Origin of the sequence: Bradyrhizobium sp. WSM1743 (assembly GCF_000473065.1) — a bacterium.
Lineage (GTDB): Bacteria > Pseudomonadota > Alphaproteobacteria > Rhizobiales > Xanthobacteraceae > Bradyrhizobium.
The window spans coordinates 1-19,975 of the sequence record NZ_AXAZ01000074.1 but is presented as its reverse complement, the minus strand read 5'-3'; the positions used below and the strand labels follow the sequence as shown (position 1 = coordinate 19,975).

Below are 19,975 nucleotides of genomic sequence, written 5' to 3'. Positions count from 1 at the left end.
CGCGTCGTCCACCCGCGCGCGTGCCGGCGCTACGCCAACAACTATGACCCTCGGCTATTCGGCGCGGCGAAGTCCGTTGCGGGCCGCCTCGAATGCGCGCTTCACGCAGGACAATACCGCGGGGCCGACCTGGCCGGCATCGAAATGGCCGGCAAATCCAAACAGGGATTGAAAGCCCTCGACCTCATATCCGCCTTCGGGAACCTGTGCTTTCGTCGGGAGATATCCGCAGAGCGATCCCAGATATCCGGCGTGAAGGCGGATGCATCCTGGCGGCTTGGGCACGGCTTGCCCGATCTCGCTTTCCCATTCGACCGACGGTTCTGCCGAGATGGCGACGATCTCGAGCGCATCATCGAAGCCGAGAACCTGCACGCACAGGGGCTTTTGCGGCGCTGTGCCGTGAAAGAAGCTGCTCAACGGGACGCTCGTCGAACCGATGCGCAGCTCCTGCGGGCTGAAGTTTTTCGCTGCAGGCTGCTGTGTGATCGCGTCCAGTTCGCTCGCGAGGCTGTCGCTCCAGCGCTGCCAGTCCCCCGCAGACAGGGACGGAAAGAGATTGCCGAAGAACACAATTCGTACCAGCCGCTGCAAGCGTTCGCGAAGAGGGACGGGCCGCGGTGCCGGCACGATATGCGGCCTGATGTTGCCGCAGAAGCCGGTCAGGAACACACACGGAATCGGACCGTACCGCCGGCGAAGCCGTTCGCGGACCTTGCCTGGAAAATCGGCGCTAATTGCATTGGTCGGAATGGCGGCGGTCGGGTGGCAGGTGTAGTGCCAGAGCAGCGCAATGGGCTGATCGCTGCGGACGTCGCGCAGGAGCAGAACCGTCGCCAGTTCGTTCTTCGGACCCTTCGGGTTTGGCGAGAAGGCGATACTGGTCAGGTTGAAACCGTGCATCCTGCCGATCGTCGGAAACGGCCAGTAGCGCCGACGATTGATCGAGTGCCGGAGCTGGCCTTCGAATATCTCGAAGACAACTTCCGTTGGATCCTGCTCCTGGACTTCTCTGACAAGATCGTCGACGGCATCGCCAAGCTCGGCCACATATCGCTCGTCCGGAACGCCGAGCGCTGCGCAGGCCTTGTCGGTCGCCGGAGCCCCGTGCGTGTGGGTGGCCTGCAGGACGATTTCGTTGCGACCGAAGCCCCGCTTCTCCAGGTTGCCGACGACAAGATCCTGTAGCTCCGAGCCGACCTGCAGAAGATCGAAGGACAGGAGAAGGATTCGGCGGCCGCGGCCCTCGAACAAAACGGCTTCGACTTCGATGGGGTCGAGAATGTCGGCGTTGGGGGCGGTCCTGGACGGATAGCCCGCAAGCCGGACCGCGCGGTCGCGCGGCGTGATGTCCCGGTGGCCCGCTCGCGCAACGATCTTCGACAACGTTCAGCCCTCTGGCATCCGAATGGTCCGGATGTCACTACTCAATTCCGCAACGTTCGTCCAAGCAGGAACCGGCATCTCATCGCTTGTGTGCGGACCAGCGGAATACTAAGGCTTACCCGGCAATGGGACAGCGGCATATTCGGAGCGGGACGGTGATTGGCCAGATGTGCCAGATCCAGCAGATCGAACTGCCTTGCTCGTGCACACCGTGACGGAATCAAGTCCGAGCCGCGTTCGCCGCATCCTGGGCGGATGGTCGGCGAATTCGATGATCGTTCTGCTTGCGCTCACGCAGCAGATCGTTCTCATTCCGTTCTTTCTGCGATATTTGGGGCATGAAACGCTCTCGGCGTGGCTCACCATTTTTGCCGCCGGTAGCCTGGTTCAGGCTGCCGATCCCGGCCTCCACGCGTGGAGCCTGAACCGCTTTCTGTCGTTCAAGTCGCGAGCAGATGCCGATCGTCGCACCCGCCGCTACTTCGCCGGCGTCCTGCTGCTTTTCATCGGTGTCGTCGCGGGCCTGATCGCCATCATCGGCATCCTGCTGATGCTGGTGAATCCCGCCGCTGTCCTCGGGTTTCGCAACGAGCCCGGATTCGACCTGACCTTCGCCATCGTGACGCTCGGCCTTGCGACGACGTTGCCGGTGAACCTTGCCAGTTCGCTGTTTCGCGCCCGTGGTCTGTACGGTCGCGTCGTTGCCGTGCAAGCGTGGGGCACGGGGCTAGGCCAGCTCGCGCAGGTGATTGCGGTGTTGCTGACGGGCAACCTGTTGGTCCTGGCATTGGCGTTCGTTGCCGGACAGGTCGGCGTCTCCGCGTTCATCCTCTTCTCCGATCTGAGACGGCAATTTCCGTTTCTCAGCGGCCTGCCGCGGCGTGTCTCCTGGAGGTGGGCGAGGGCTCAATTCGCCGGAGCATTTCCGTTCGGCGTCATGAATTTCGCCGAAGTCGGAATGTCGTATCTTTCCGTGCTGCTCGTTGGAGCCCTCGTGAGCGATCGGGCCGCGATCGCCCAATGGGTCCTCACCAGAACCGTTGCGAATTTCCTGCGTGGACTTTGCTACCAGTTCTCGCTGCCGATCGCGGCGGAGCTCGGTCACGACCATGCAGTGGGAGCGCGGGACAGCCTGCGGGCCCTTTATGCGAGAGGGCTGTTCATCGTGTCCTTCACGGTCAGCTTGATCACGGGTGGCCTGCTGTCGTTCTGGCACGAATTCTTCGAGCTCTGGACCGCAGGCGCCATTCCATATGACACGACGCTGGCCATCGTGCTGATCGGCGGCACGTGTCTCGTCACGCCGGCAACGTTCGCCATGAGCTACGCGAGCTACAGCGACAGAGGCACGCTGCTGCTTTGGACCAAGTCGCTGCAGATTGCGATCTTCTTTGCCCTCGCGGTATTCCTGATTCCGGCGCTTGGTCCGCTCGGGGCCGCGATCAGCCTTACGTCTGGCGATACGGTGGGTCAGCTCGGGGTCCTGTTCTCGCTTTTGCTGGTCCAGACGCTGCAGCATCCGCTTCGACATGCAGTGCTTCTGTTCGGAATGATGTTGGCGGTCGTCGCTGCGGGATTGGGGATGGGGATGCTTGCGCGCTATGTGGTGCCCGCAACCGGATTTATCGGTCTGGTCCTGCAATGCACCGTATGGCTCGCCGGCATGGCGTTGATCTGCTCTCCGTTGGCAAGAAGCGGCATCCGGAACAAGCTCATCGCGAGCATTCCGCATTGACGCCCCTCAGCGGGGCATCAGCGCAAGGCGGTGCTTCAGCCGCTCCATCTGCTGCGCGAAATGCTGTCGACCGAGCTCGGTTTCGCTGACGAGCTGCTGCAGCCGCCGCTCACCCGCCTCGCGCAGCCGCAAGGAAGTTCCTTCGGTCCGCAAGCTGGTGATCGCGTTCGCCAGCGAAGCCGGATCGTCATAGTCGAACAGGATCGCGGCATCGCCGGCCTGTGCCTTGAACGCCTCGGGATAGATCACGGGCGTTCCGACGGCCCAGGCCTCGAGCGGGGGCAGGTTGGTCGGGCCGAAATAGCTCGGCATGACGAGGGCCGCCGCGCCCCGATAAAGGGCGGCAAGCTCCGAGGACTCCACAAAGCCCAGGATCGTGACCTGGCCGGCAAGCCCGTAGGCGGCGATCGCCGCGTCGATCTTCTCGCGGCCGCCGCGATCCGATCCGCACAGCACCAGCCGCTCAGTCCGGCCTTGCTCGCGGAGCCTCGCAAGAGCCGCCAGCAGCGTGGGGTGGTTCTTGTGGGGCCAGAACTGAGCCGGGTAGAACAGATAGTCGCGTTCGAGCCGATACTTCTTCAGCACGGCGTCGTCACCGCTGTCGGTGCCGTCGGCCGATGAGACATAGACCGACGGGGAGAACGGGATCGAGACCATGCGCGATCTCTCGACGGCATAGCGCCGCGAGAGATCCTCGACCAGTTCCGGTGCGTTGACCAGCACCAGCACCGCCTTCATGCTGCCGAGGCCGAACAGGATTTCGCGCCGCTCGAACTCTCCGAAAGCGCGCACTTCCGGGAATTCCGGCGCGTCGCGGTGGCAGCCGTCGAAGATCGTGATGATGAAGGGAAGTTGATAAAGCAGTAAATGCCGTTTCGATGTCGAGGTGAAGTGCACGACGTCGATGCCGTCACGGATCAGAGCGCGCTCGAACGGCGACTTCAGCTCCAGCCCGATCTGCACGAGGTCAAACGGCTTGCAATATTTGAGGAAGAGGAAGGCGTAATCGAGCATGCCGAATTTCAGCAGGCGCGCCTCGATACCGAACTCCTTCAGGATTTGCTGGGTTTTCGGATAGGGCGAGTAGACGACAATCTCATTGTTGGACTTGGCAGCCCAGTCGCGAAGCCAGAGGACGTCGTTCAGGGGCTGCTGAAACCCGCCGCCGACCTCGAGGGCCTGCTCCAGCATCACCGCCAGTCGCAACGGCCTCACGGCGACAGTCTCTTTCTGGCGACCGAATAGGCGGCCCAGGTCTTGGAGTTCGGCGTGCCTTCGGTGAGCCAGGCGTAGTTGCCATCGGGCTCAAATCCGCTGGCCCTGAGGGACGCTTCGATCTCGAACGGAAACCAGTAGCGCATGCGGTGCGTCTCGTCGACGCGGCGGATGATCGAGCGGTCGGTGTCCTCGCAGAACAAGGTGTAGTTCACGAAGACTGTCGCGTCAGCCTCATCGTGGTCCGATTGCGCAATGCGGGTCAGCCGCAGCGGCTTGCGCTCGATCACCTTGACACGGGTCTCGACACCTTGCGCCAGGACGGCGCCGCCATACCAGTAGTCGAAGAGAAAGATCCCACCCGGCTTGAGCGCCGCGTGGGCGGTTCTGAACAGCGCCTCGAGTCTTGCGAGATCGCGCTGGTAGCTCGCCACGTGAAACAGCGACACGACCGCATCGCAGTCGCGCTCCGGGCCAATCTCGCAGGCGTCGCCCTGACGGAAGTGAACGGGCAACCCGGCCTCGGCCGCACGGGTCTTTGCCCTGGCGACCATTTCCTCGCTGAGATCGACACCGGCAACGTTCCAGCCGCGCCGGGCAAATTCGATCGCATGCAGGCCCGTGCCGCAGCCAAGATCGAGAAGCTTGCCTGATGTCGCAGCGTGATCGCGCAGGCGCCGTTCGACGAAATCCACTTCGGATGCGTAATCCTTGTCTTGGTACAGAAGATCGTACCAGGGGGCATAGTCCGCAAACACGGTCACGCCAAAATCTCCTTCAGCGCGTCCGCTGACCGGGCGATCTCCTCTTCAGTCAACGCCAGCCCGCTCGGCAGATAGAACCCGCGGCGGGCGATGCGTTCGGCGACCGGGTGCGACTCGTCGAGCATGAAGCCCATCCGGCGCAGCACCGGCTGCTCGTGCATGCACCAGAAGAATGGTCGCGTGCCGATGCCCTTCTCGCCCAGACGCCGCATCGCTTCCTTGGCGTCGAACGGAACGTCGTCGTCAAGGACGATGGCGTAGACCCAGTAGATGTTGTCGGCATAGTTGGTGCGGGCCACGGGACGGCGGATACCGGACACGCCCTCGAGATGCCCGTCATACAGCCTGCCGAGCCTGCGCTTGAGTTCGACCGTGCGCGGCAGCTGTTCGATCTGCGCGACGCCGAGCGCGGCTTGCAGGTTGGTCATGCGCGCGTTCCAGCCGAGCTCTTCGTGAATGAAGCGCTGCTGCGGCTGGAAGCAGAGGTTGCGCAGGCTTTGCAGCCTGTCAGCCAGCGCGTCGTCGTCGGTGAGGATCATGCCGCCCTCACCGGTCGTGACGTGCTTGTTCGGATAAAAGCTGAAGGTCGAGACATCGCCGAAGCTGCCGCAAGGCGCGCCGCGATAGGTCTGGCCGTGCATCTCGGCGGCATCCTCGATGACCTTCAGGTTGTGCTTGCGGGCGAGCGTCAGGATCGGTTCGAGATCGACCGGCAGGCCGTAGATGTGGACCAGCATGATCGCGCGGGTGCGCGGCGTGAGTGCAGCTTCCACCCCTTCGACGGTCATGTTCCAGGTCGACGGATCGCAGTCCACCCCGACAGGGACGAGGCCGGCGCGGACCACCGCAGCGGCGCAACTGATGATCGTGAAGGTCGGGATGATGACTTCATCGCCGGGTTCGAGCCCGAGGGCATGGACTGCGATGTCGAGCGCGACAGAGCCGTTGGTCACGGCAACGCCGTGGCGGCGACCTGCGATGCGAGCCATCTCCTGCTCGAAGCGCTTGATGAACGGGCCTTCCGACGAGATCCAGCCGGTACGAACGCATTCAGCCAGATACTCGGCTTCGTTGCCGTCCAGCAGCGGCGTATTGACGGGGATGAAATCGGTCACACGCCCGGGCCCTTGATGCGAATTTGCGACGCCTCGACTTCGTCGAACCTGGTCTTGTCGTTCTCACCGGAATAGGGGCCCTGCTTGACCTCGAACATCTCGACCGGCTCGAGCACGTGAAAACCATGTGCGCCGCTGCAAAGCAGAATGATGTCGCCGGCACCCAGCAAGCGGCTCTCAAGATAGTCCTCGCTCTCGGTGTAGAAGTCGACCTGGAGCTTTCCTTTCTGGATCAGCAGGACCTCCTGGGTGTAGTGCACTTCGCGCGTCACCTTATTGTGGCGATGCGGCGCGATGCTCTTACCCTCAGGGTGGCTCATGAAAGCGAGCTGTTGCGACAGTTCCGGCGTCGAAAAGAAGTGAATGCCCGCCTCGCGAAACGAAGCGCGCACGATGATTGCATAGAGCTGGTCGCCGAATCGGACGTGTTCGACGTGTTCCATCTGCCGTTTTCCAGAATACGATTATGGTATAACGCGTTAGCGTTCTTGCGGCCGACTTTGGCTATTTTCCCCGAAATCGTCAAGGGTAACGCCAGGCTTTTCGGATTTTACCGCGTCTACTGAATGCAGCGGAGAATCTCCTCGACGCGTGCGCGAAAGGTGTGCTTCGCCAGCGTCTGCTTCTGCCCGTTTGCGGCGATCTCCACACGCCGGTCATTGTCGTCGAGATAGCGCTCGATTGCCGCGGAGCAATCCTCGCGCGACCGCCAGATCGCAATATCCCGATCCGCCTCGAACAGGGTGTGCAGATTGCGCTTGAAGTCCGTCAGCAGAAAAGAGCCGACGCCGGTGGCTTCGAACAGGCGCATGTTACCGGCTTCATCGCCGGCAACGTCGATGTGGGAATTCAGGCTGATCCGCGATCGCCGCAGGACATCGTACATTTCGGAGCCCCATACCTCGCCCTGGAAGCATCGGCGAAGCGGAGACGTCGAGGGGAGCGAACTCGGAATGTTGCCCCATAGCTTGAGGTCGTGGCGCTCAGCGACGAATTCCAGAAGCGCGATCCGGTCCCGGTGATCTTCCGATACCGAACCCACGAACGAGACGTCGATGTCGGGAGTGGGCGGCGCAGACAGCGCATCCAGGACGGCTGGCTCGAATGCAAGATGACAGACCTCGGCACGAACGCGGGCGGCACGAAATGCCCCGACGACCCGGGGCAGTTGCGAGAGCATCAGGTCGTAGGCACTCCAGTCCTCTCCCTTTGTCGGCTCGATGCCAACCTGGCCGATCACGACGCGCACGCCCAGATCCCTCATCCGTCGCACCAGTCCGGTGCTGACATAGAAGACGTCCTGGTTGAGGACGAGATCCGGCTTGAAATCCTCGATCTGGGCGAGCAGGACGCGCTCGGCCTGCTCGCTTAAACGCGGGCTCAATCCCAGCCGGCGAGCTAATGGCCGTAGCGCCGGTTTCAGCGGCGCGATGGTGCGTTGGAGCCAGCCGGGCAGCTGCTGTTTCCTGCTCGCGCCGAGACTGGCGTCCGTGTCGAGCGTCATGCCGTGCTCGCGCGCCCAGGCCGATTGCAGCGACAGATTATTGACGTGGATGTCGGCGGCCTGGTGGCCCAATGCCGTGAAATTGCGCGAATAGAAATCCGCGACGCCGAACAGGCTTGCGTTTCGCGCGGCCATTTGTTCGGCGTAGCCGGCCGTATCAAGACCGGGATGCCGACGATATAACCACGCCAGGAATCTCGGGTAATCGGCGTTCAGCACGAGCGTGCGCATCGAACTCAAACCCTCACGGCGGTGATTGGTGCTGCGGATCCGCGAACGCGTGTCGCGGCACGATATACCAAAGCAGAAACAGAATGGCGGCGCCGTTCGTTACCATCAGGACGGAAAGCGGCACATTGAGGAAGCCCTGCGTCACCATCCCGCTCGACAGGATGATGAAGCGCGGCGTAAGGCCCTCGGAGAGGTGATTTCCAATCGAAAGAAAGAGTCCGACGAGAAGCGCGCTTCCCGGTGCCAGAATGCTGCCGACTGAAGCGATCCCTTCGGTTGCGAGAAAAGATGCGTTAAGATTGCCCACCGGGTAACTCTTGGCAATGACCAGAGAGAGTTGCTCGCTGTAAGGACAGGTGCCCAGGCGCTTGATAACCGAGATCTGGCAGAAGTGCGTGAGCTCATGTTGCGAGAAGAAGTCGTTGTAGACGTCGAGTGCGATCGACGGATACGCGATCATTCGGAAATTGATCGTTCCGAAATAGTTCAGGTACATCGACTGAGGAACCAATCCCTGCTTGGACAGTATCGCCAGGACGATGCCGAACGCGATCGGCCCGAGTAGTGACGCGATGACTGCAACCCTTGGTTCGAGGCGGGTTGAGATGAACCAGAGGAAGCCGAGCCAGGCTGGTGCAAACAGAGCTGTCTTGGTGAGCGTCACCGGATAGAGGGCGACGAGGACAAGCAGTATTGCCACTGCGGCGAAGCGGGCCCGCATCTCGATGCAGCAGGCAAAGGCGAACGGGAGCAGCGCCCCCAACGCAATTCCCATGGCATATTGAAGGAGGACCGGAAATCTCAATTCATCGCGGAATTGATATATGTCCGCAAGTCCGACCAGCTTGAAATTGTAGAAAAACCCAGTCGCGAGGATGGCGAGGGTTACGGCGGCGATCGCCGCGATGAGCCGACGAAAGGTTTTCACCGAGATCGTGTGTCTCGGCTTGATCGGCCATCTGAGAAAGAGGGTTGGGGCCATAAATGCCGCGGCGGAGATGATCGCCGAAACGGCAGGCAGCCTGTGGTCGTATGCCAATTGCGAAAAAGGTACGAGGCAAACATATCCGAGAACCGTAGTGTAGACGTAGAACGAGAGCAGATAGCCGAAACTGAACCTTGCGAAGGCCAGCGTTGATGCCACTGCGGCAACCGGAAGTGCGAGAAGCGCTGCCTGGCCAATGTGAGAGGCGTTCCAGGTGAAGAGGCGGAGATATCCATACAGTTGCAGGACCATGGCGAGCGAGACGCCGCAGCCGACCGTATGAACTGCAAGAAGTACAAGCCTGAATGCCGGCCCCTGCAAAGGCTTGAAATGCTCAGAGAGTTGCATCGTCGTGACCATGCGGAGATGTCGGCTCGGCGTTTAGCAGGACGGCGCGCGGCGCGATGTACCACAGTAGGAAAAGGACGGCAGCGCCATTGGTTACTAGCGCGATTGTGAAAGGCACATTCAGGAAAATATGGAGCTGCAATCCGCCCGACACCAGCACGAAGCGTTCGGGGAGTCCGGCAGAAGCGCGGTTCGCCAGGCTGATCACAAGCCCACATACGAGGGCCGCGACAGGCGCGAACAGGGGACCGACCGAAGCGATACCCTCCGTCGCAAAAAGCGACGCATTGAAGTATCCCAGGTGATAGCTGTCCCGCATGTAGACGGAAAGCTGTTCCGTATACGGGCATGATACGAGCATCCTGATCGCGCCGATCTGGCAAAAGCGAGTCAGCTCGTGGGTCGAGAAAAAGTCGTTGTAAAAGTCGAGGGCACTCGCGGGCATTCCGATCATACGAAAATTGACCGTGCCGAAATAGACCAGGAACGGGTACTCCGCCAGCAGGCCAAATTTATACGCCAGCACCAACAGCAAGCCGGCCGACAACGGCAGCAGGAGCGAAAGAATGATCGCTGTTCGGGACTCGAAACAGATCGATAGGAGCGTGAGGAACAGCAGCCATCCTGGCGCCAGCAGCGCAACTTTCGTTAGCGTGATCGGATAAAATAGCCCAAGGAGCACCAGGCAGAACGCCGCAAAGGCGTATCTCTTCATCTGAAGGAAGCTGGCATACGCAAACGGCAACAGGGCTCCGCAGACCATGCCGATGGCATAGAGCAGAGGCCTGGGAAGAGCGATCTGCTCGCGATACTGGTAGATATCGAGAGGACTGACGATCTGCCGGTTGAACGTCGCCCCGATCGCTAGAACAATGATCGATATCGCCAGAATGCCCCATAGCAGCTTGTCAAATCGCCTGGCCGTCAATCTCAATCGGGAGGTAAAAGCCGGGGGATTGAGGAACAGCGCTGGAATGAGAAACGCGCCCCCGGAAACAAAGGCCGATATTGCCGCTATGCGATGATCGTAGTGAAACGTCGAGAATTCAATTAGCCAGAGATAGCTCAGGAGGAGTGTAAAGAGATAAAAGCCGAGTGCATACCCAAAACTGAAGCGCTGTCTTATGAACAGAACGGACAGCAGGGCAAACGGCGTTGCAATGGCTGCTGCAGTCAGCGCGTGAGGAAGGCTGTTCTCGGCCAGGGGCAACAGGCGCCGATAGTACTCACCCACGAAAATCAGGGAGACCCAGCAAGCCGCTATATGGCACACGATGAGGATGGTCAGCCGGGATCGGAAATCCGACAGCGGCGGCACTGAAACATCGGCGCTTTTCATTGGTGAGGCTTGGTCCATGTCGCGCGCTCCGTATCATGGAAGGTGCGGCGTATCCACAGAGGGCAAGGCCAATATGTGGTCGGGCGCCAACCCGGTGTTCCCACTCTGATTATCGAAGCGCGGTTAGGCACTTGGCACCTGCGCCCCCTAGCCGGCGATGGCGGCCCAAGGCTTCCGGAACTCGTTTGCACAGCGGCGGACAAATTCAGAAGAGGAGCATTATTGGCTTGATTAATAACGGAATTTTCGAATATAGGCTTTGACTTCGGAGCGCGGTCAGGACGAATTTTTCGTGCGGCAGTGCCGATCGTGAGGATGACCTGAATGATCAGATTTGGCCTGCTCGGTTGCGGACGTATCTCAAAACGTCACTCGGAGCTGTTGGGCAATGGTCAAATCGAGGGCGCGCGCCTCGTTGCGGTCTGCGACAAGATCAAGGCACGTGCGGAAGCCGTCGCAGCGAAGTTTTCAGTTCCAGCTTTTGACGATGTGAACGAATTTCTCGCGCGTTCCGACGTCGACGCCGTCGCGGTCCTGACGCCGAGCGGCATGCACCCGGAGCACACCATCGCCTGCGCGCGCGCGGGCAAGCACGTCGTGGTCGAGAAGCCGATGGCGCTTCGGCTCCAGGATGCCGACGACATGATCCGTGCCTGCGACGAGGCTGGCGTAAAACTGTTTGTCGTGAAACAGAACCGCTTCAATGTTCCAGTGGTGAAGACGCGTGAGGCGTTGGACGCTGGCCGATTTGGGCGGCTGATCCTCGGCACCGTGCGGGTGCGTTGGTGCCGCGACCAGGCCTATTACGATCAGGACGCATGGCGTGGCACGTGGGCCTATGATGGCGGCGTGCTGACGAATCAGGCCAGTCATCACATCGACATGCTGGAGTGGTTCTTCGGCGACGTGGTGAGCGTACATGCCCGGGCCACTACCGCGCTCGTGAAAATCGAGACCGAAGACACCGCGGTCGCGACGCTGAAATTCCGCAACGGCGCGCTCGGCATCATCGAAGCGACCACGGCGGTTCGGCCAAAGGATCTCGAAGGCTCGCTCTCAATCCTGGGTGAGAAGGGCACGGTCGAGATCGCGGGCTTCGCGGTCAATCAGATTAGGCACTGGAATTTTGTCGACGCGCTGCCGAGCGATCAGGTCGTTGTCGAGAAATTCTCGGTCAATCCGCCCAACGTCTATGGATTCGGCCACCAGGCCTATTACCAGCACGTCGTCGATTGCTTGTTGAATCAGCGCGCCGCGCTGGTCGACGGTCTGCAAGGCCGCAAGAGCCTCGAACTGATTTCGGCTCTGTACGAGTCGATCGAGACTGGGCAGGAAGTTGCACTTCGCTTCGAGCCGCGGCGGAGCAAGCTCGGAGTGCCCTCGTGAGCGGCAAGCCGCAAGTTCACCGGGTCGGCGTGCGCGACGTCAAGTTCGGTCAACGCGTAAAGATGGTCGAGCCTTGCAATCTCTATGAATGCGAGATCGCGGATGACTGCTTTATCGGACCGTTCACCGAGATACAGGCCGGTGTTGTCATCGGTGCGCGAACCCGCGTGCAGTCACATGCGTTCATCTGCGAGTTGGTCTCGATCGGGGAAGATTGCTTTATAGGGCACGGCGTTATGTTCATCAACGACACGTTTTCGACCGGCGGGCCGGCGCGCGGGCGCCGCGAATTGTGGCGGGCAACGACGATTGGCGACCGAGTGTCGATCGGCTCGAACGCAACCATCATGCCGGTGTCCATCGTCGACGACGTCGTAATCGGAGCGGGCTCGGTGGTCACGAAAGACATCGCTTGGCCCGGCGTCTATGCCGGGAATCCCGCCCGCCTCTTCAAGAGAAAGAACTAAGGAAAAACCATCATGCCGGTGCCTTATGCGAATCTCGGGCTCCAGTATCAGTCGATCAAGGACGAGATCGACGGCGCGATCGCCGCGGTCATTCGCGACAGCGCCTTCATCCGTGGACCTTATGTCGATGCCTTTGAACGGGAGTTTGCGGCCGCGGCGGGCGTCAAGCACTGCGTGTCCTGTGCGAATGGCACCGATGCGCTCTACCTTGCGATGGCGGCGCTCAAGGTCAAGCCGGGTGACGAGGTCATCACCACCGCGCATTCCTGGATATCGACGTCCGCGATGATCACACATGCGGGCGCCCAGGTCGTGTTCTGCGACACCGACGGCGAAACTTTCACGATCGATCCGGCGGCGGTGGAAGCCGCGATCACTCCGCGCACTGTCGGCATCATTCCGGTGCATCTGTACGGCCAGCCGGCAGACATGGACGCGATCATGGCGATCGCGCGCAAGCACGGCCTCTGGGTCATCGAGGACTGCGCCCAAGCGCATCTTTCGCAATATAAAGGTCGGCCCGTCGGGACCTTCGGCGAGGCCGCGACCTATTCGTTCTATCCGGGCAAAAATCTGGGGGCCTTCGGCGATGCCGGCGCGGTCGTGACCGACGGCGCTGCGCTGGCCGAGCACATGACCATGCTGGCCCGTCACGGCGGGTTGGTGAAGCACAAGCACATGATCGAGGGCATCAACAGTCGTCTGGACGGCATGCAGGCCGCGATCCTGTCCGCCAAGCTCAAGCATTTGAAGGCTTGGACGAAGGCGCGCCAGGATGCGGCTGCTGTCTATGATGCCGGTCTTAACCAGCTCGATGGTGTGGAGGTGCCCCGCGTCGCGCCCGGTCGCACCCACGTCTATCATCTCTACACGATCAAGCATAAGAAGCGCGACGCGCTCGCAGCGTATCTGGGGGCGAACGGGGTTCAGACCGCGATCAACTACCCGACGGCGCTGCCGCTGCTGCCCGCCTATGCGCGGCTGGCGCATAGTCCCGAACAATTCCCGAGGGCGTTCGACGACCAGAACAAGATCTTGTCGCTGCCGATGTTTGCGGAAATGACCCGCGAGCAGCAGGACGAAGTCATTCGGCTGATTCGGAACTTCTAATCGGCACTCAACTGTCGCACGATTTCCCGGTAACGCAGCGTCGAGGCCTGCTCGCTGTATTTCAGTGCGGCGGTTGCTGCCTGCCGGCCCCGCCGAAGCGTCGCATCGCGATCCGCCGCAGCCTCGGAGACCGCCTGCGCGAGCGTTACGGCATCCTCGGGGGGCACGACCCAGCCGATGTCCTCCTCGGTGACTGCAAGTCCCGCCTCGGAATTCGCGTCCGTTCCAACGATGACGGCCCGTCCGACCGCAAGAAAATTGTAGAGACGGCTCGGAATCGAGACGCCGGCGACATTGCGCCGATAGGGAATGATCCATGCATCGGCTGCCGCGAGGAATTCTGCGAGCTGGTCCTCTGGCACGGGATCCAGCAGGGTTACGTTCTCTAGATTTTCCGAGGCCTGAAGGGACTTCAGCTCAGCCCAGCCGACCCCCCATCCGGACAGTACGAAGTGGATGTGGTCGTCCTGGCGCAACAATCGCGCGGCCTCGAACACGGTCCGGGGCGCGTGGGTGAAGCCGAGATTGCCGCACAGGCCGACCACGAATTGCGCCGGGTCGGAATTCCGCAAGGGATTGCCGAGGTCCGGCTCGCGGAAGCCGATCGGGAGCAGCGTCCAGTTGGGCACGAAATGAATCTTCTCGGCGCCGACCCCAGGGTAGCGCAACAGCAGAGGAGCCACATCGCGGCCGATGACGAAGATTGCGCTCAGCGCTCTGAACAGCCACGCATTGGCACGGCGCAGGGCCCGCGCAATGAGCGAAGTCGGCTTGGCGATCCCGGCCACCTCGAGCGCCTCCGGATAGAGGTCGTAGATGAGGAGCGCGGTCCTGGCGCCGCGCAGCCTTGCCGCAAGCGTGATGGCATAGGGCAGGGTGAACGGGCTTGTCACCGACATCACGACGTCATGCCGGCGGGCCCGCCGGTAGATCGCCCAGAACATCCGCATTGCCAGCGCCGTGCTGGCGATGAGGCGCCGGCTGAGCGCGTGCTTGGGCGGCTTCCAGTTTGCGATCTCGATGACGGCCGGTGTACCTTCAGCCGCTTCCGACTTAGCCGAGCCGGGCGTTCCCGACAGGACGATTGTCGTCATGTCGAGGGCGATCGCGCCGGCGATCGCGCCGAGATAGGTCGCCGTCGTGCTCGGGTCCGGTGGATAGAATTCCGTCGCGAGAATGAAGCTCGGAGTCGTCGTCACGAGGCTATCCGTTCGCCAGGAGCGGCAGGATAAAATCCCGCAGATTGCCGGCCCGGAAAGACATGGCCCGGCAGGCCGGCCGCACGGGCCGCCTGGATGTCGGACGGCTGGTCATCCACCAGGAAGCTCCTACTTGCGTCCACGGGAAACTTCCCGAGGAAGTCGATGATCATGCCGGGCTGCGGCTTGCGCCGCTCGCTGGCGCGTCGGTAACGTTCGACCCGTCCATCCGGATGAAACGTACCATATTCGAACGCATCGATCCGCGCACCATGCGTCGCGAGCTGCCCCACCAGTCCAATCGTGCAGGGCATGGATATTGGTCTCCTAGTACACACCCCCTGGCCACTCCCGAGGTTGGTGATCACGAAGGGCGGTCATCATTGCTTCAATCGCGCCGTCGATCCGAACTTGTCGATCTCGAACAGATTTTCGCTATCGACGTTCACAACGCCGTCGCGATCGAAGAAAACGGCGGGGCGCAGCACCCGGTCGATCGCTGTGCTGTCTGGGGCTCGGGACATTCCGGCTCGACAATCACGTTTCCTGGGGGGTAAACCGCCAATGCAATCCCATCGCTTAAGTGTGCTCAGTATCACGATTGTGTTCCAAGTCCAATCTATCGCCACGGGGGCACGCCTGGGGTTGACCCGAGAGTGGCGATATGTCCAAGAATGCGCGCGGGTATGCGCTTGCTGAGCGCTGAATGTGCGCCCATCCATTTTTAGGCTAGCCATGACCAAACGCATCGCTCTCATCACCGGCGTGACCGGCCAGGACGGCGCCTATCTCGCCGAATATCTGCTGTCGCTCGGCTACGTCGTGCACGGGATCAAACGGCGCTCGTCCTCGTTCAACACCGCGCGTGTCGACCATCTCTACCAGGACCCGCATGTCGGCGAAGTTCCGTTCCTGATGCACTATGGCGACATGACGGATTCGACCAATTTGATCCGCCTGGTGCAGCAGATCCGGCCGACCGAGATCTACAATCTCGCCGCCCAGAGCCACGTTGCAGTCAGCTTCGAGAGCCCGGAATACACCGCCAACGCCGACGCTGTTGGCGTGCTCCGTCTTCTGGAAGCGGTCCGCATCCTCGGCATGGAGAAGGAGACGCGGTTCTACCAGGCCTCGACCTCCGAGCTCTACGGCCTCGTGCAGGAGATCCCGCAGAAGGAGACGACGCCGTTCTATCCGCGTTCTCCTTACGGCGTCGCCAAGCTCTACGGCTACTGGATCACGGTGAACTACCGCGAAGCCTATGGCATGTTCGCATCCAACGGCATCCTATTCAATCATGAAAGCCCGATTCGGGGCGAGACTTTCGTGACCCGCAAAATTACCCGCGGCGTCGCCCGGATCGAGGCGGGTCTGGAAGACACGCTCTATCTCGGCAATCTCGAGGCCAAGCGCGACTGGGGCCACGCGAAAGACTATGTCGAGGGCATGCACATGATCCTCCAGGCCGACAAGCCGGACGATTTCGTGCTCGCTACCGGCGAGACCCGATCAGTGCGCGAGATGGTCGAGCTTGCCTTCGCGCAGGTCGGCCGCCGCATCGAATGGCGCGGCAAGGGCGTTGATGAGACCGGCGTCGACGCGAAGAGCGGCAAGACCGTGGTGAAGATCGATCCGACCTATTTCCGGCCAACCGAGGTCGATCTCCTCGTCGGCGATGCCAGCAAGGCGCGCGAGAAGCTCGGCTGGAAGCCGAAGCGGACCTTTGCCCAACTCGTCGAGGAGATGCTGGCGAGCGATCTCGCCGAGGCGAAACGGGACGCGGCCCATGGCAAGCGCAGCGTTTAACCTGACCGGCAAGAGCGTTTACGTCGCCGGCCATCGCGGCATGGTCGGCAGCGCGCTGGTGCGCCGGCTGGCGCGCGAGGACGTCAAGATCGTCACGGTGGATCGGCGCGAAGTCGACCTCCGCAACCAGGCCGCCGTGTTCGACTGGTTCGCGCGGGTGCGGCCGCAGGTCGTATTCCTCGCCGCCGCCAAGGTCGGCGGCATCGTTGCCAATAACGTGCTGCGCGCCGAGTTCATCTACGACAATATTGCGATCGCGGCGAACGTGATCCATGCGGCGCATGTGAACCACGCAGAGAAGCTTATGTTCCTCGGCTCCTCCTGCATCTATCCGAAGCTGGCGCCGCAGCCCCTGCGCGAGGATTCGGTGCTGACAGGCCCGCTGGAGCCGACCAACGAACCCTATGCGATCGCCAAGATCGCCGGCATCAAGATGACGGAGGCCTATCGCAGCCAGTATGGCAGCGACTTCATTAGCGTGATGCCGACCAACCTCTACGGCCCCGGCGACAATTATCATCCCGAGTACAGCCACGTGGTCGCCGCCTTGATCCGTCGCTTCCACGAGGCGAAGCTCGCAGGCGCGAAGAGGGTGGTGGTCTGGGGTACCGGCACGCCGCGGCGCGAGTTCCTCCATGTCGACGACATGGCCGATGCCTGCGTGCACCTGATGAAGTTCTATTCCGATGCGGAGCTGGTGAACATCGGCACCGGGGAGGACGTCACGATCGCCGAATTCGCGCGCATCGTCGGGGCGGTTGTGGGCTATCATGGCGAGATTAGTTTTGACACCTCGCGGCCGGATGGCACGCCCCGAAAGCTGCTCGACGTCACCCGGCTGGCCGAGCTCGGCTGGCGTGCCCAGATCTCGCTAGAACAAGGCTTAAGGCAAGTCTATCAGGACTATCAGTCGTTGGGGTACTCCGCCGGCTTATGATTTTCATCGAGGTGAGGTGCAGATGGAACTCAGCGACAAATGGAGCGTTCGAACAAAGATCGCTACCTAACTGACTTAACTTCGTACCTCTAGCAGGCTCTCAGTTGAGTTGAATTCATCAGCTCGCGCAGAGGTCGTACTAACGCGCATGCGGTCTATCCGCAGAGAAGTAGGCGCACATGAAGAGGCAACTTAAGGAGTTCCGACGATTGCGGATGATCTGCTTGGAACAAGCGCAGGCCGCCTCGACAGAGGTTGAAAGGGATGCTCTTTTGGAGGTCGCGGAACAATATAGGCTTGCTCTTGAGGCCAGCGCGATCGTCGGAATGGCTAGGCGGCCAAGGCGAGTGGCCAACGCGGTGGGGTGGTTGAAAGGGGATCTTCGAGTGCAATCCCAATGGTTTCCGAAGGAGTTTCAGACCAGGGCAGATGGTATCTTCGTGTCCGTCAAGAGCTTGCTCTGGTTAATCGTTCTAGTTGCAACGGCATTATTCGTCGCCCTCTACGTTCCTTGGTGAGCTGCCAGCGCGGTCTTTCTCCAGGAGCGAGGCCGAGTCGCGAAGGTAACCTCCCGCGGGAATGGGCGACCGGATCACGGCGATCAAGGTCTCTTCATCAAGGTCTCTTCTCGGGGTTCGTCAGTTCGGCCCGGGCGAGGGCGGTAGCGATGGCCCCGATGCGCTCACTGGATTGATGCATGGGGCTCCTCCGTCACCTGAGCTTCGAAGCTGACCGCGCCGGATTTGGAGCGTTGGCCTTGATCCCGTGCCCTGTGGCTTCCTTGGCATCCTCCGGCATGAGTTTCTCGGCCTTAGCTGAGCCAGTCCTTTCTGCAGCAACATTGTTGCTCGTCTTTAGCGGCAGGAATGGCTCTTGTTCTCTCGCGCTTAGGGCGAGGACGAGAGGAGGTCGGCCAGCATCAAAGCGACAAAACGAAGAAAATTTGCGCATGAACAGCAAGAACTGGTTGCAAAACGCGCGGGGCAGAGAACGATCCTGTCCAACCGCGCGACATGTTGAAAAGAAGCAGTGATTGTCGGAAGATCGGCGGCATCCCTTCTAGCGTGGGCCAGTGAGCTTGATGCGTCCGGCAGTTTTTTTTGATCGCGATGGCGTCCTCAACGAGGACGATGGCTATGCTTTTGATCCGGACAAGATCCGGTGGGTGGAAGGAGCCCAACAGGCCGTAAAAGCAGTCAATGACGCCGGGTATTTTGCGTTTGTCGTAACGAACCAATCAGGAATTGCGCGGGGCTTTTACGAGGAGCGGCATGTTCGCAATTTGCACGAATGGATGTCGCGTGCGCTTGCTATTATTGGTGCTCATATCGATGCTTTCGAGTTTTGCCCACATCATCCCGATGGACTGATTGAGCGATACCGCGTCCTCTGCAACTGTCGTAAGCCGCAGCCGGGGATGATTAGAGCTCTGCTTGAGCGCTACTCGGTAGATATCGATGCTAGCTTCATGATCGGGGACAAGCAGAGCGACCTTGCTGCGGCGCAGGCGGCGGGCATCGCAGCCTATCTGTTTGATGGGTCTAACCTCCATACCTTTATCGCTCCGCTATTAACGGCTTGGTCCCATGATCCTCCGCAACCACTGTCTCATCACGGAGGGGCGGGAACGGAGGGTTGATGCTGTCGATTTCGCGATCAGAAGTTCGGTCGATTGCTAGCTAGCGAGATCAAGGAGGGAAGTTGGCGTCAAAGCGACAAATCGAAGCCAATCGTGCAAACGCAGAGAAAAGTACCGGCCCGTAAGCAAGCGCTGGGAAAGCAATATCGAGGCACAACGCTTATCGGCATGGTCCATCTCGTTGGGACGATTCCGATGGCTCAGTTTTGCCGGGTTGGATGCAGTTTTTGCGAGGAGTTCAAAGGCGCGGGTGTGGAGATCGCGGTTCAGAATCTGGCTCAAGCCAGGAATCGACAGGATCGTCTTCGAGCTCTGAGGCTAGGTCTGATTTTGGCCGTGATCGAGAGCGCTGAACCAAAGCAAATGAGACTTCTGTCGACCCTTATGAGAAGGTCGCCCTGTCGCGGCAGCGTGAGGGCTTAAAACGATTAAGCGGAACAACGGATGAGGATCTCAAGCGGGGTGGCATCGAAGCAGGAAGTCAACAGTGCGGGCACAAGCCGGAGAACATCATCGGACGGTATATCTGAGCTGCTGCCGGTTTGATGGACACCGAGATTAGGTGTTTCATGAAGCCGGAGGTGGGCGATGAAGAGACGGAAGTTCAGTCGCGAGTTCAAGATCGAGGCGGTCAAGCTGGTTAGGGAGCGTGGGGTGTCGGTGGCGCAGGCCGGGCGCGACCTGGATGTTCATGAGAACGTTCTGCGCAAATGGGTGAAAGAGTTCGGCTCCGATCCGGTGCAGGCCTTTCCCGGCCACGGGCAGATGAAGCCGGAGCAGCAGGAGATCGAGCGGTTGCGCCGTGAGGT

19 protein-coding genes are annotated in these 19,975 nt (G+C 60.8%); 8 read left to right on the top strand and 11 right to left on the bottom strand.

All coding sequences use genetic code 11. From position 1 onward, the window contains the following. Positions 1 to 54: 54 nt before the first annotated feature. Positions 55 to 1,254: a hypothetical protein gene (locus YU9_RS0131615; protein WP_156952246.1), complete on the bottom strand. Its 1,200-nt coding sequence runs from the start codon at positions 1,252 to 1,254 to the stop codon at positions 55 to 57. A 403-nt stretch (positions 1,255 to 1,657) separates the two neighbouring features. Here YU9_RS0131615 and YU9_RS0131610 point away from each other — a divergent pair, with 403 nt between their 5' ends. Continuing rightward, positions 1,658 to 3,121, top strand: coding sequence for a hypothetical protein (locus tag YU9_RS0131610; RefSeq protein WP_156952245.1), 1,464 nt, complete (start codon positions 1,658 to 1,660; stop codon positions 3,119 to 3,121). Positions 3,122 to 3,127: 6 nt separating this feature from the next. Here YU9_RS0131610 and YU9_RS0131605 read toward each other — a convergent pair whose 3' ends face one another. The 7 genes from YU9_RS0131605 to YU9_RS43040 all read right to left on the bottom strand — a co-directional run bounded on the left by YU9_RS0131605 (position 3,128) and on the right by YU9_RS43040 (position 10,640). Beyond that, entirely contained in the window at positions 3,128 to 4,336 is a 1,209-nt protein-coding gene (locus YU9_RS0131605) for a glycosyltransferase family 1 protein (protein ID WP_027576381.1), read from the bottom strand. Beyond that, on the bottom strand, positions 4,333 to 5,100 hold the full coding sequence (locus YU9_RS0131600) for a class I SAM-dependent methyltransferase (protein WP_027576380.1): 768 nt from the start codon (positions 5,098 to 5,100) through the stop codon (positions 4,333 to 4,335). The genes YU9_RS0131605 and YU9_RS0131600 overlap by 4 nt, the downstream gene beginning before the upstream one ends. Next, complete coding sequence (locus YU9_RS0131595) at positions 5,097 to 6,215, bottom strand: DegT/DnrJ/EryC1/StrS aminotransferase family protein (protein WP_027576379.1); 1,119 nt, start codon at positions 6,213 to 6,215, stop codon at positions 5,097 to 5,099. Before YU9_RS0131595 ends, YU9_RS0131600 begins: the two co-directional genes overlap by 4 nt. Beyond that, positions 6,212 to 6,658, bottom strand: coding sequence for a hypothetical protein (locus YU9_RS0131590; RefSeq protein WP_027576378.1), 447 nt, complete (start codon positions 6,656 to 6,658; stop codon positions 6,212 to 6,214). Before YU9_RS0131590 ends, YU9_RS0131595 begins: the two co-directional genes overlap by 4 nt. Positions 6,659 to 6,774: 116 nt before the next feature. Then, positions 6,775 to 7,950 (bottom strand): glycosyltransferase, encoded by a 1,176-nt coding sequence (locus YU9_RS0131585; protein WP_027576377.1) that lies wholly within the window; start codon positions 7,948 to 7,950, stop codon positions 6,775 to 6,777. A gap of 13 nt (positions 7,951 to 7,963) precedes the next feature. Then, positions 7,964 to 9,295 (bottom strand): hypothetical protein, encoded by a 1,332-nt coding sequence (locus YU9_RS43045; RefSeq protein WP_051380581.1) that lies wholly within the window; start codon positions 9,293 to 9,295, stop codon positions 7,964 to 7,966. Continuing rightward, positions 9,270 to 10,640, bottom strand: a complete 1,371-nt coding sequence (locus YU9_RS43040) for a hypothetical protein (RefSeq protein ID WP_051380580.1) — start codon at positions 10,638 to 10,640, stop codon at positions 9,270 to 9,272. Before YU9_RS43040 ends, YU9_RS43045 begins: the two co-directional genes overlap by 26 nt. 306 nt (positions 10,641 to 10,946) lie before the next feature. Here YU9_RS43040 and YU9_RS0131570 point away from each other — a divergent pair, with 306 nt between their 5' ends. From YU9_RS0131570 to YU9_RS0131560, 3 genes are read left to right on the top strand one after another with little or no spacing between them, the layout of a single operon-like run. Next, positions 10,947 to 12,008 (top strand): Gfo/Idh/MocA family protein, encoded by a 1,062-nt coding sequence (locus tag YU9_RS0131570; protein ID WP_027576376.1) that lies wholly within the window; start codon positions 10,947 to 10,949, stop codon positions 12,006 to 12,008. Beyond that, the gene (locus YU9_RS0131565; protein ID WP_027576375.1) at positions 12,005 to 12,475 is read left to right on the top strand and encodes an acyltransferase; all 471 of its coding nucleotides are present in this window, start codon (positions 12,005 to 12,007) and stop codon (positions 12,473 to 12,475) included. Before YU9_RS0131570 ends, YU9_RS0131565 begins: the two co-directional genes overlap by 4 nt. Positions 12,476 to 12,487: 12 nt before the next feature. Next, the gene (locus tag YU9_RS0131560) at positions 12,488 to 13,585 is read left to right on the top strand and encodes a DegT/DnrJ/EryC1/StrS aminotransferase family protein (protein WP_027576374.1); all 1,098 of its coding nucleotides are present in this window, start codon (positions 12,488 to 12,490) and stop codon (positions 13,583 to 13,585) included. Here the strand turns inward: YU9_RS0131560 and YU9_RS43035 are convergent. The 3 genes from YU9_RS43035 to YU9_RS50330 all read right to left on the bottom strand — a co-directional run bounded on the left by YU9_RS43035 (position 13,582) and on the right by YU9_RS50330 (position 15,308). Further along, complete coding sequence (locus YU9_RS43035) at positions 13,582 to 14,784, bottom strand: glycosyltransferase family 4 protein (protein ID WP_036018603.1); 1,203 nt, start codon at positions 14,782 to 14,784, stop codon at positions 13,582 to 13,584. The genes YU9_RS0131560 and YU9_RS43035 overlap by 4 nt on opposite strands. Next, a complete protein-coding gene (locus YU9_RS50335) occupies positions 14,781 to 15,098 on the bottom strand; it encodes an HAD hydrolase-like protein (RefSeq protein ID WP_245266599.1) in 318 nt (105 codons plus the stop codon). Before YU9_RS50335 ends, YU9_RS43035 begins: the two co-directional genes overlap by 4 nt. Before the next feature lie 66 nt (positions 15,099 to 15,164). Then, entirely contained in the window at positions 15,165 to 15,308 is a 144-nt protein-coding gene (locus YU9_RS50330) for a hypothetical protein (RefSeq protein WP_245266598.1), read from the bottom strand. A 211-nt stretch (positions 15,309 to 15,519) separates the two neighbouring features. On the opposite strand from YU9_RS50330, the gene gmd reads away from it, so the two are divergent. The 4 genes from gmd to YU9_RS0131520 form a co-directional block, all read left to right on the top strand. Then, a complete protein-coding gene (gene gmd, locus YU9_RS0131545; RefSeq protein WP_027576373.1) occupies positions 15,520 to 16,590 on the top strand; it encodes a GDP-mannose 4,6-dehydratase in 1,071 nt (356 codons plus the stop codon). Next, positions 16,571 to 17,527: a GDP-L-fucose synthase gene (locus tag YU9_RS0131540; protein WP_027576372.1), complete on the top strand. Its 957-nt coding sequence runs from the start codon at positions 16,571 to 16,573 to the stop codon at positions 17,525 to 17,527. Before gmd ends, YU9_RS0131540 begins: the two co-directional genes overlap by 20 nt. A 1,081-nt stretch (positions 17,528 to 18,608) precedes the next feature. Beyond that, positions 18,609 to 19,166: an HAD family hydrolase gene (locus YU9_RS0131530; protein ID WP_036018598.1), complete on the top strand. Its 558-nt coding sequence runs from the start codon at positions 18,609 to 18,611 to the stop codon at positions 19,164 to 19,166. A gap of 588 nt (positions 19,167 to 19,754) precedes the next feature. Beyond that, on the top strand, positions 19,755 to 19,975 hold a 221-nt coding region (locus YU9_RS0131520; RefSeq protein WP_027576369.1), incomplete at its 3' end, for a transposase.